The sequence below is a fragment of the Streptomyces sp. NPDC001750 genome (assembly GCF_042892615.1).
Classification (GTDB): Bacteria; Actinomycetota; Actinomycetes; order Streptomycetales; family Streptomycetaceae; genus Streptomyces.
This window is the reverse complement of sequence record NZ_JBIAUE010000067.1, coordinates 1-10,507: the sequence shown is the minus strand read 5'-3', so window position 1 is coordinate 10,507 and position 10,507 is coordinate 1. Positions and strand designations below refer to the sequence as shown.

At 68.2% G+C, this 10,507-nt stretch carries 10 protein-coding genes and 3 pseudogenes; 5 read left to right on the top strand and 8 right to left on the bottom strand.

Annotation, left to right across the window (positions count from 1 at the left end):
• Together ACFYY6_RS37875 and ACFYY6_RS37870 are read right to left on the bottom strand one after the other, a co-directional pair.
• Positions 1-98: pseudogene (locus ACFYY6_RS37875) on the bottom strand (IS5/IS1182 family transposase); the annotation flags it as partial.
• A 345-nt stretch (positions 99-443) separates the two neighbouring features.
• Positions 444-794: a DUF6351 family protein gene (locus ACFYY6_RS37870; RefSeq protein ID WP_386610918.1), complete on the bottom strand. Its 351-nt coding sequence runs from the start codon at positions 792-794 to the stop codon at positions 444-446.
• A gap of 107 nt (positions 795-901) precedes the next feature.
• Here ACFYY6_RS37870 and ACFYY6_RS37865 point away from each other — a divergent pair, with 107 nt between their 5' ends.
• Positions 902-1,261, top strand: coding sequence for an SH3 domain-containing protein (locus tag ACFYY6_RS37865; protein WP_386610916.1), 360 nt, complete (start codon positions 902-904; stop codon positions 1,259-1,261).
• Positions 1,262-1,527: 266 nt separating this feature from the next.
• A pseudogene (locus ACFYY6_RS37860) lies at positions 1,528-2,186 on the top strand (transposase); the annotation flags it as partial.
• A 23-nt stretch (positions 2,187-2,209) separates the two neighbouring features.
• Here ACFYY6_RS37860 and ACFYY6_RS37855 read toward each other — a convergent pair.
• Both ACFYY6_RS37855 and ACFYY6_RS37850 read right to left on the bottom strand, forming a co-directional pair.
• On the bottom strand, positions 2,210-3,478 hold the full coding sequence (locus ACFYY6_RS37855) for an IS701 family transposase (RefSeq protein ID WP_386610725.1): 1,269 nt from the start codon (positions 3,476-3,478) through the stop codon (positions 2,210-2,212).
• A 226-nt stretch (positions 3,479-3,704) separates the two neighbouring features.
• Positions 3,705-4,292: a dihydrofolate reductase family protein gene (locus ACFYY6_RS37850; protein ID WP_386610724.1), complete on the bottom strand. Its 588-nt coding sequence runs from the start codon at positions 4,290-4,292 to the stop codon at positions 3,705-3,707.
• Positions 4,293-5,007: 715 nt separating this feature from the next.
• Between ACFYY6_RS37850 and ACFYY6_RS37845 the strand changes: the two genes are divergently transcribed.
• Entirely contained in the window at positions 5,008-5,631 is a 624-nt protein-coding gene (locus ACFYY6_RS37845) for an HAD family hydrolase (RefSeq protein ID WP_386610723.1), read from the top strand.
• A gap of 588 nt (positions 5,632-6,219) precedes the next feature.
• Here the strand turns inward: ACFYY6_RS37845 and ACFYY6_RS37840 are convergent.
• The 4 genes and pseudogenes from ACFYY6_RS37840 to ACFYY6_RS37825 form a co-directional block, all read right to left on the bottom strand.
• Complete coding sequence (locus tag ACFYY6_RS37840) at positions 6,220-6,819, bottom strand: hypothetical protein (RefSeq protein WP_386610721.1); 600 nt, start codon at positions 6,817-6,819, stop codon at positions 6,220-6,222.
• Positions 6,820-6,910: 91 nt separating this feature from the next.
• Entirely contained in the window at positions 6,911-7,762 is an 852-nt protein-coding gene (locus tag ACFYY6_RS37835) for a MerR family transcriptional regulator (protein ID WP_388653763.1), read from the bottom strand.
• A 429-nt stretch (positions 7,763-8,191) separates the two neighbouring features.
• Positions 8,192-8,482 carry a hypothetical protein gene (locus ACFYY6_RS37830; RefSeq protein ID WP_389197710.1) on the bottom strand — a complete coding sequence of 97 codons (291 nt, stop codon included), beginning with the start codon at positions 8,480-8,482 and terminating at the stop codon, positions 8,192-8,194.
• A gap of 196 nt (positions 8,483-8,678) precedes the next feature.
• Positions 8,679-9,011 (bottom strand): annotated as a pseudogene (locus ACFYY6_RS37825) (GNAT family N-acetyltransferase); the annotation flags it as partial.
• 232 nt (positions 9,012-9,243) lie between these two features.
• Between ACFYY6_RS37825 and ACFYY6_RS37820 the strand changes: the two are divergent.
• Both ACFYY6_RS37820 and ACFYY6_RS37815 read left to right on the top strand, forming a co-directional pair.
• Entirely contained in the window at positions 9,244-9,486 is a 243-nt protein-coding gene (locus tag ACFYY6_RS37820) for a hypothetical protein (RefSeq protein WP_386610719.1), read from the top strand.
• 39 nt (positions 9,487-9,525) lie between these two features.
• Positions 9,526-10,281 carry a hypothetical protein gene (locus ACFYY6_RS37815; protein ID WP_351525518.1) on the top strand — a complete coding sequence of 252 codons (756 nt, stop codon included), beginning with the start codon at positions 9,526-9,528 and terminating at the stop codon, positions 10,279-10,281.
• Positions 10,282-10,507 lie beyond the last annotated feature (226 nt).

Below are 10,507 nucleotides of genomic sequence, written 5' to 3'. Positions count from 1 at the left end.
CTGTCCGGGGTCTTGTCGTATCGGGTGGCGATGCCTCGCCAGGCCTTCAGCTTGTTGATCAGGCGCTCGACGGTGTTCCGCTCCTTGTAGAGGTCCGAAGCCGCCGGCGGCCCCGGACGCCGCCCAGCAGGCCGCGAAGGGCTTCGCTCGCGGCCTGCGTCATGCCCGTGTCAACGCCGCCGGGCACGGCAGCCTGTGCGCGCCCAACACGGGCTTCGCCGTTGGCCTGCGGCTCGCCAACCAGCGCGCCAGCCAGTTCCCGGAAGTGCTTTCCGGCCATCAGACCCGCGCTCCCCTCGTCCGCCGCGTCCGGTCCCCGGCCAGGCGCTGGAGACGGCCCGCCGGGGCCGGGAAAGCCGCCAGGCCGCCCCCACCCCCCGGTGCTCTCCTCCCTCACTGACGACAAGGAGAGGAGAGGAGAGGAGAGGAGGGGTGACGCTGCTTCAGCGGACCGGAAACAGGTGCTGACCTGGACGAACGCGGGAGATCACCACCACTGGCACCAAAGCGGGAGGGCGCACCTGCCCCCGTTTTGGCTCACCTGCCGCGATCCTGTCACTTCCGGTCGAAGGAGAGCCATGTACCGGCGAGGTCCTGCTGGCCCACCCCGGGCTTGGCCAGTCGCAGACACCGTCCCGGAAGATCGCCGTAAGTTCCTTCAACTCGCCTTCGGTGACCGGCACTCGGTAGTCCGAGCGGTCCACGCGACGCTTGCGGCACTTGACGATGTCGTTGGCCACATCGGCCCCGGCCACCATCCGCGGCGAGGTCCAAGCGCGGCGGCCCGTGCTCATCGGCGGAGCCGACTCGCGGATTCAAGGAATCCCGAAGATTTCTCGAAGGTCGGTCGGCCATGGTGCGTGCACAGAGTCCGCTGAGCATGACTACGAAGGGGAAGATCTTGCGTCTGTCCAAGAGATTCGGAGCGGCCGTGGCTGCAACTGCGGCCGTCTTCGCGGTGGTTTCGCCGACATCGGCATCCGCCCAGCAGGCGAGTGAGGCAGTGACGCCGGGAGCCCTTGCCTGTGGCGTCACTCCTGTCAACCGTGACACCAGGCCCTACGGGCAGCTCTTCAACCGGGACGTGAACCTTCGCAGCGGTCCGGCGTGGGAATGCGCCATCCTCGACAGCGCCAAGGTGACAAACTCGGTCGACGTATGGTGCACGACCGACGGCTTCACCTACGTCCGTACGGCGTCAACGAAGTACGGCTGGGTTTACAACGACTATCTGAAGGTGAAGGACGTCATCCCCTGCTGACCACGCAGGTTCTGCGACGACAGGCGCTGAAGCCCGCGCACCCGCTAGAGCCCGCGCACCCTCTGGAGCCTATTCACTTCCGCTAGGCCTCGCCGTTTCGCTTGAGCGGTGTCCGGATCTTGGGCGAGAACACGAAAGTGCCTTCTGACCTGGGACGATAGGGCTTGTCTAAGGCTTCTGTCGTTCCAGCAGGAAGGCACTTTCTGCGTGCATACCGCCTCGCGTCCCAAGCTCGTCGTCTCGGCTGACGGCCATGGAGTGGCCAGCCCGCGGCCCGCGCCGCCGGGCGCGACCTGCCTGGCCTGATCCTGGACATCGACGCCACACTGATCACGTGCCACTCCGAGAAGGAGGCGGCCGCACCCACTTACAAGGGCGGCTTCGGCTACCACCCGCTGCTGTGCTTCCTGGCGAACACCGGCGAAGCAATGTCCGGACTCCTGCGGCCCGGCAACGCCGGAGCCAACACCGCCGCCGACCACATCACGGTCCTCGACCGGGCGCTCGCCCAGATCCCCGACGCCCACCGGCACGGCCCCCCATCCTCATCCGGGCCGACAGCGCCGGAGGCGCGAAAGCCTTCCTGGCCCACCTGCTAACCCTGCGCGAGAACGGCCTGGACCTGCGCTTCTCGGTCGGCTGCCCGGTCACCGAACCAGTCCGCCGCGCGATCCGGGCCCTCCCCGACAACCTCTGGCACCCCGCCCTCGACCAGAACGGAACCCTGCGGGACGGCGCCGAGGCCGCCGAACTGACCGGCATGGTCGACCTGGCCGGCTACCCGGCCGGCACCCGCATCATCGTGCGACGCGAACGACCGCACCCAGGCGCCCAACCGTGCCTGTTCGACCAGGACGAGGGCCTTCGCCACCAGGTGTTCCTCACCGACACCCCCTTCGCGGGCGGCGGAACCGCCCAGTTCCTAGTACTCCAGTACGGTTTCGTGATCTACCCGGCAGATTCGTCGGTGGTCCGTCGTCGGTAGTGGCTGCGTCGGGCTGTTGCCTGGTGGCGTCGGCGCCAGTTGGACCAGTGCAGCAGTCTGACCGCCGGTATGGCCGACGGGTGGAAGACGGCGCCGAAGAGGCGGCGGATCTCCGGGACGGTCAGCGTGATCGGGTCGCTGCTGCGGGCGGGGTGGTGTGGATCGGCGGGGTGGTGCGGTGCCGCGTCGGCGGCGAGAGCGGTCAGGAAGGCGAGGGCGAGCATGGCGAGCGTGATGTGCCGGTGCCATGCGGTCCAGTGCCTGACCTGGTAGTGGTCGAGTCCGACCTGGCCCTTGGCGGCCTGGAAGCACTCCTCGATGCTCCAGCGGATGCCGGCGACGCGGACCAGTTCGGACAGGGACACTTCGATGGGCGACCAGCACAGGTAGAAGGCGAGTTCGCCGGTGGCCCGGTTGCGGCGGATGAGCAGGTGGCGGTGGCCGCCGGTGCCGATGTGGATCCAGGCCCAGTCGTAGTACCGCGGCCCCTTCGCGCCGTTGCCGGCACTGTGCCGTTGCCAGGCCGTGGCGGGCAGGCGGCCGGCGACGGTATCCGCACGGACGGCAGTGCGGCCGTGGTTGATCCTCACCCGCATCGAGCAGGCGACGGCCATCACGTAGCCGATGCCGCGTGCCTCGAGGGCGGCGCGGAGCCGGGGGTCCTGGCCGTAGGCTTCGTCGCCGGTCACCCAGGAAGCGGTGATCCCGGCATCCAGCGCGGCGGCGATCATCTCCCCGGCCAGGCGGGGCTTGGTCGCGAACTGCACTTCGTCGGGTATCCCGGCCGCCCGGCGGCGTTCGGGATCAGAGCACCAGGAGTGCTCGGGCAGGTAGAGCCGACGGTCGATCAGGGCCCGCCCCCGGCTGGTGGCGTAGGCGAGGAAGACGCCGACCTGGGAGTTCTCGATACGTCCGGCGGTGCCGGTGTACTGGCGCTGCACGCCCGCCGAGGCATGGCCCTTCTTCACGAAGCCGGTCTCGTCCACGATCAGCACCGCGCCGTCGGTGCCGAGGTGTTCGACGGCGTAGGAACGGACATCGTCGCGGACGGCGTCGGCGTCCCAGCGTGCATAGCGCAACAGGCGCTGCATCGGCCCCGGCCGGGCCAGGCCGGCCTGTTCGGCCAGCTGCCAGCAGTTCTTCCGCTCGACGCTCGACAGCAGCCCGAGCAGGTAGGCGCGGGCCGCGCCCCGGGGCTCAGCTCGCCTGAACCTGCCCGCGATCCGGGCCATGGCCTGGTCGAACATCTCCCGCCAGCGGGCAGGGTCTACGCTATGGCCCGCGGCCACCGCACGATCTTCGTTTGTCCACACACCAACCGATGATCACGCGGTGGCCGTACCCGTTCCCGGCCGGGTACGGCCACAAGATCGCGAAGTCAGACTGGAGTACTAGCTGCGGCTCCTCCTCGGGCGCGGGTGCGAGCGCCCAGGGTCCCGCACACGCGGTCGGGGCGGCTCAGTCCCCGGCGCGGCGGTAGGTGTTGATCAGGACTCCGGACGGCGTCCGCTGTGTCGCGGTGAGCGCCAGGCGGCGCGGACTCCGGCCCGCTGCGAAGAGCCGCTTGCCGCCGCCGAGGAGGAGCGGGAAGACCAACAGCCGGTACTCGTCCACGAGCTCATGCCGGACCAGGCTGTCCAGCAGTTCACCGCTGCCCAGCACCACCGTCTCGGACTCGGACGCGGCCTTGACGCGGCCCACCTCCTCGACCAGGTCGGGCCCGAGCAGGGCGGAGTTCTCCCACGGAAGCTCCTTGAGCGTGCGGGAGGCGACGTACTTGGGCATCGCGTTCATCGCCGCCACCGCGGGGTCGCTCATGTCGGCGTACGGCCACGTGGCGGCGAAGATCTCGTACGTCCGGCGGCCCAGCAGCAGCGCCCCCGCCCCGGCGGTCGCCTCGCTCATGAACCGCTCCACCGTGTCGTCGACATAGGGCAGCACCCACCCGCCCTGGTCGAACCCGCCGTCCCGGTCCTCGTCGGCCGAGAGGACCGACTGCATGACGCCGTCCAGAGAGACGAAGTTCACCACTGCCAACTGACCCATGCGCTGCTCCTGGGATATGTGCGTGTCCGACGTGTGTTCATGGTGTGGACTGCACGACGGAGTTAAACTCATTGGTCGCGTCGAGATCGGCCGCAAGCCGCCCGGGACGGCGATAGACCGCTCAGATCAGCGTCACTGATCCCGCCTGAAGGCAATCGGCGGACGACAGCCGACTCGCAAACCACGGATGCAGGTTTCGGCGTACTCCGGTCGCCCCCTATCCGATCAGCCACGGCCCTGAGACTACGCGTTCTGACGCTCCGCCTCATCTCATAAACGACCGGATGCGAGAGTTCTGCGAGAGGCCCGGAGGCGATCACGTTTCCGCAGGTCGCCGTTCGCAAAAGTCCTCTCGAAACCTGCACGTTGTGCGGCGGAATTCTGAGAGACTGCCTCTGACCTGTGAAAGCGAAGTTTGACGGTTTGCCACCGAAGTTTGACCGTGCGTCGGGCAGGGCTATGGCCTGGGGGACGCAGAGTGCGTCGGCCGGTCGGGAGGCCGATCTGCGCAGATCCGCCTTACGTTTCTCGGAAGGGGGGTGAGGCAGCGCCCTGCAGGTTCAGCGGCAACGGGGGCGGCTTTCAAAGGACTGTCACGGGGGCTGCCTGTTCCTTGACCTTGCCCTGGAGCGAAGGCCGAGAGTGTGCGTGGATCACATGAACGAACTGCGTGCGCGCCGGTGGCTCGACCACGCGATGAACGAGGGGGAATCCGTTGGACTCGCGCTGCGTCATTCTCCATATCGGTGGAGTGCTGGAGCTCACTCCCGAGACGGGGTGGGTTGGACGCTGGGAACAGAGGCTCGGGCTGCCGACGGGTGCTGTGCACGAGCGGCTGGGAGAGGTCTGGCAGGCGGGCAGTATCGGAGCGGTTGGCGAGCCTGAGGTGCGAGATCAGGTGGCTGATCGTCTCGGTCTCGACGCTGTTGACGTGGAAGCCTTCATGGCGGATCTGTGGGCCGAGTATCTGGGATCGCCGAACAATGAGTTGATCACGTATGTGCGGGGTCTGCGGTTGCGGTGCAGGCTGGGCATCCTGAGCAACAGCTTTGTCGGTGCTCGGGAGCCGGAGGTAGCCGCGTACCACTTTGACGAACTGGTCGAGCAGATCGTCTACTCCCACGAGATCGGCGTTTGCAAGCCCGACCCGCGCGCCTTCGAGGTGACCTGTGCCCGGCTGGGAGTGCGCCCGGAGGACTGTCTGTTCGTCGATGACGTCGCGGTCAACGTCGAGGCCGCCCGGGCAGTCGGCATGCAGGCGCATTTGTTCGAGGAGAACGCGGGGACCATCGCGCGCATCGCGGACCATCTGAACGGGGAAGTTTCGTTCTCCGGCTGACGCCGCTTGCCCAACAGCCCGGGCCGTGATCACGGGGGCGGTGGCGGCGTCATTGGGGTGAGCATGTCGTGCAGGTCGGCGGGGTCGATCGCGGCCAGGAGCGTGATGAGGTTGTGGGTGTGGCGCAGGGGGGCCGCGTGGTTGCTGATGCTGGAGTGCGATGCGGACGATGCGCCGATCGAGTTTGTAGCGGGTGCTGAGCTGGTGCCGGTGGGTGCCGTCCTGGTAGGCGTCGAACAGGAGCATGACGAGGTTGAGCCTGGTCAGGGAGTCTGTGACCTGGCGGTCGAGCGCCGTGGAGAAGATGCAGGTCCGAGCCGGGTCGGAGTCAACGCCTCCCGGGGCATCGGGGAGTGTCCGTCGCAGGTTAGTGACGGTCTGTCCGGTGACCTGAGCCAGCAGGTCGAGGTCTGGGGTCCCGTAACTGTGGCGTCGGCAAAGGATCCTGAGCAGGTATTTGTGGGGCAGGGGTTGGCGCGGGCGAGACGGCGGATGAAGGAATCGGTGCCCTCGCCGAGGCGGGGCCGGACCTGGATGGGCAGGCGGGTGAGCCGAGGGGGCTGCGACTGCTGTCCGCTCGTGGAGTGGTCACTGGCTGATCAGCCCGTCGTGGGCGGGGACGTTGTTCTGTACTTCCTTCCGCCGCTTAAACGCTGTCTGACGGCAGGCGGCGGAGCAGTAGCGGCGGGCGCCGGTCCGGCCTGGGTCGGTGGGGGTGCCGCAGCGACTGCAGCCGACCGTGGGTCTCTGCTCGGGGAGGTCGGTCTGCCGCTTGAGGACGGTCGGTCCGGCCGGTTGGAGGCGTGCCCGGTGGCGGCAGCGCGATGAACACCAGCGCCGTGCTTCTCCCTCGGCCGTCTCGGCGATGGGTTTCGCGCAGAACTCGCGGGCCAGCGAATGTGGTTGAGTGGACTGGTCCGGGCGGTGGCGTCTTCGGTGGGCTCGCTGACGGCAGCGGGCGGAGCAGTGCTGGCGGGGACTCCTGGCGCCGGGCTTGGTCGCTGGGAGCGGAGCGTCGCACTCCTTGCAGGTGCCGGACGTGCCTTCCAGGGTGTCCCGGAGCGCGGCGGGGTCCCGGCCGGTCGCGGCGCCGAGGCGGCTGAAGCTCGACATCTGCGCGACCAGGCCCGCCCGACGGGTGTCAGCGGCCAGTCCGGATTCCCCACGTACGGCCAGTTGCGATGTCACTCTCCGTCTCCCCGCAGCCAACGCCTGATGCGGCCGGTCGTGTACAGGCGAAGGGGCGGCTGACTGGTCCGTCCGTGCCTGTCGTAGGCGATCAGCTGTCGTCCGGGGTGTCCTGGTCGTCCTGGGCGAGGAGTTCTGCCGTGAGTTCCATGCATCGCATCCGGGCGGGAGAGAATTCGTACGGCATTTTGGTGACCGCTTCGAAGGCGCTCATCCGGGCGTCCTCTTCGCCCGCCAGGTCGGCGTCGTAGATCTCGAAGAGCTTCTCCTCAGCCGCGTCCACCCCGTCCGCCTCGATGGCCTGCACCAGAGCCTTGTGGTGGGCACAGTGCTGCGCGGCGAGCTCTTCGACACGCGGGTCATGGGGATCGACGCTGTCGTCGAGGGCGACGTCGGCCGCATCGAGGCGGTCCGCGTCGGCCCGCAGGTCGGGGTGGGTGGCCAGCACGATGAACACGCTGGCCTGGACAGCGGCTCCCAACGGCCCGAAGATCCGTTCCGTGACCAGTAGGGCGTCCAGGTCGGATGGGCGCAGTGCGCCCGGAGGCAGGTGGCTGAGCCGGTCCGTCACCAGTTGGGAGAGCAGACCCAGCGGGCTGCCCACGGCCCGCAGGCGCTGGACTGCCGCGCGCTGACGCTTGATGTCGGCCTCCTGGGCGGCCAGGGTCTCCTCCAGCCGGCCCAGGGTCTCCTCGATGTCGCGGGCTCCGTCGAAGGCGGCCCGCATGTCGTCCAGACTGATTCCGGCCTCCGCCATCTTGCGGACCCACAGCAGACGGATCATGTCGTCGTAGTCGTAGCGGCGGCGACCGTCACCGCCTCGCTCGGGCTCCGGCAGCAGACCGATCTGGTGGTAGTGGCGGATGGCGCGCGGGGTGGTCCCGGCGAAGGCGGCGGCATCACCGATCTTGACCTGGCGAGGAGACGTGACGGAGGGGTACATCGCAGAGCGAGCCTTTCTTGCGGGTGGTACCTCGACGACACCACATGCCGCTACGGCAGGTGCAACAACACGCATCTCGTCACCACCGATAGCCAGGCCCTGATCACCACCGGGCCACCCGCCGCCATCGCCGCACCGAGCACGCCGGAGCCTCCTTCCGGCTTCATCCGCGAGCCGCTGAGCGATGTGGAACATCAACACAGAGTGACCATCGGTGGCCAGACAACTCCCCACCAAGTGGCCGCCACCGGGGAATTCCAACTGGCCGCTGACGCTTGCGGCTTCAAGTTGGCGGAAGCTCAGTGGAGTCCACCGTCAGCCGATGCACACCGGGTGGAACCCACCAGGTGGAGCCCACCCGATGCCGGCATCGTGCACCGGGAATGCAGAGCATCGCGCGGTCCACTCGGTGGGCGATGCGCGGCATCGTCACCACAGCCAGGCGTTGGAGTGCCGCACCCGGGACAGAGCGCGGGTATCACGGCGCGCGGCCGCGTTGCCGATCCGATTCTGCCGGGGCAGAGGCCAGCGCGACTGCCCGGAGACGAAGCGGCGCCGTCCGGCGTCCTGGAGCCGCCGCCGTTGCTTGCGCAGCTCCGCCTTCTTCTCCCGGTCGCTCTTTGGCTTCCGGGGGAGTTGAGGGACGATGTGTCTGCCCCCTGCTCCTGTTGGAGCGGGTTGAAAGGCCCGGGGCGGCCGGCGAACCTTGTGCGTGGTCACGCGGGCGTCGCTGCGGCTGTAGGTGGCGATCGCGGGAAGCGTCGCGCTGCCGGACTACTGCCCTTTCGGCCGACGTCCCCAGTGCCTTGCTCAGCGCTCGGTTGATCCGGGGGTCGCGGCCAGGGGCGTAGGGAGCGACCAGGGTGTATCCGCAACGGATGTAGAGCGTGAGCGCGGCAAGGTTGCTGACACCGGTCTCCAGGATCGCCTCGCTCATCCCGTGCTGGCGAGCATCGTGTTCCAGAGCTTCGAGGAGTTGTCGCGCGAAACCGTGGCCGCGGATGACGGGGGTGACGTACATGCGTTTGATCTCGGCGGTGGTGGGTCCGGCGGTGCGCCACCCGCCGCAGGCCAAGGCGGTGCCGTCCGCGCGGGCGGCGAGGAGGAACACACCGCTGGGTGGTTCGAACTCAGCGGCTTCGGTGGCTTCGGGGTCGTCGGCTCGGCCGTAGGTCGCTACCTGCTCGCGGTGGAGGGCCTGGGTGAGCCTGCGGGCGTCCGGGCTGTCGTACCAGACGGCGGCGACCATCCATGCTCGGGCCGCAGTCGGCAGATGAACTGGCGCGGCAGGCCCCCAGGCGCGGGTGCGGTCGCCGCTGAGTCGCGCCGTGAGTTCGTTCTGATCCTCGATCACGTGTACCCGAATGAGGGGCGCGCCGTGAGAACACTGAAGGCTGTCCTGCCGATCCGTTGAGGCTCCTGAGAAGCCATCGCTCTCTTTCTCGTGCGCGTACCTGATTTTCTACCTGACACCCGATCGGGTGGAACGAACGGGAAGCCGACCCGATCAGGCTCCAGGCGCTGAATGCTCGGTCAAGCACTTCGCTTTCCACGCAACCCGCACCGGCGCGGGCCTCCAGACCGGAGTCTTCTCCCGCTACGACGCCCACGGCCAGATCATCGGCGTCCTCGGCTGGCAGGAGGGCCCCAACATGAGCTCCACCCACCTCGGTGACGAGGAGCAGGCAATCTACAACGCCGCCCAGTCGGCGTTCCTGACGTAGCCCGGCCCGCACCGGACGCAATCAACGAAAGGAATAGACGTGACGAGAAGCTTCGTACAGCCGCGACAGAGATGGTTCTTGGCCATCGTCCTGTCGATCGCCAGCATCGCCAGCGCCGTCATCGGGTCGGCCGGTACGGCCCGGGCCGTACCTGCACGGCCCGCCCAGCCCTGCGGGCCGGTCATGTTCGTGGTCCCGGGCTGGCAGGACGGCGGGGCCCAGAAGCTCCTGGACCCAGCTCTCGCTCCCGAGGGAGCCAATCCGGTGCGCATCCCCTACCCCAACAGTGCCAACGACATCAACCTGTACGCCGATGTCGACGCCGGTGTCGCCAACCTCAGGACGGCGCTCTACAACCTCTATGTCACCCACGGGTGCGACCTCAGTACCAAGGTGTACATCGTCGGATTCAGCCTCGGCGCCCTCGTCGCAGGCACCGTCCTGGAAACCGAACCGCCCGGACGGAACATCCAGGGAATCCTGTTCGCCGACGGCCGGCGGCAGCCCGGCGAGTCGAACTGGGCGGGCGACCCTGGCGGGCTCGTCGGTCACCTGCCCGTTCCCGGCCCCGGTGGCACCGGCTTCCGCCCGCTCGACGGATTCCAGTACCCGACGCTGAGCCTGTGCAACGGGCCCAACTCGGCGGGTGGAGCGGATCTCATCTGCTTCGGCGGCACCAACCTGGACAGCTACTTCACCTCGCATCCCTACTATAGCTTCGACGTGGCCGCGGAACTGAGAATCCACGGCGAAGGCCCCTACCCGCACAATCTGAGGAACCGTGTCATTCCCTAGGTGTTCTGTCCGGGGAGGTTGTGGACGGGGTGAGTGAGATCTCGGCTGAGGGATCTTGAACAGGTGAGGGCCTTCCGGGCTCGGTGTGGATTGCGACGTCTGCACCGAACGAAAGGCCCTCGTGCCCCACCTAATGCACCCCTGACCGAGACCGGACGGCTGCGCCTGGCCCGCTGCGTGGTCGAGGACGGCTGGCCCCTGCGCCGGGCCGCCGAACGCTTCCAGG

What these genes read in the sequence shown, in the direction of transcription:
- ACFYY6_RS37870 (WP_386610918.1), bottom strand. Translation starts at nt 794, where the DNA reads ATGAGCACGGGCCGCCGCGCTTGGACCTCGCCGCGGATGGTGGCCGGG.
- ACFYY6_RS37855 (WP_386610725.1), bottom strand. Translation starts at nt 3,478, where the DNA reads ATGGCCCGGATCGCGGGCAGGTTCAGGCGAGCTGAGCCCCGGGGCGCG.
- ACFYY6_RS37850 (WP_386610724.1), bottom strand. Translation starts at nt 4,292, where the DNA reads ATGGGTCAGTTGGCAGTGGTGAACTTCGTCTCTCTGGACGGCGTCATG.
- ACFYY6_RS37835 (WP_388653763.1), bottom strand. Translation starts at nt 7,762, where the DNA reads ATGTACCCCTCCGTCACGTCTCCTCGCCAGGTCAAGATCGGTGATGCC.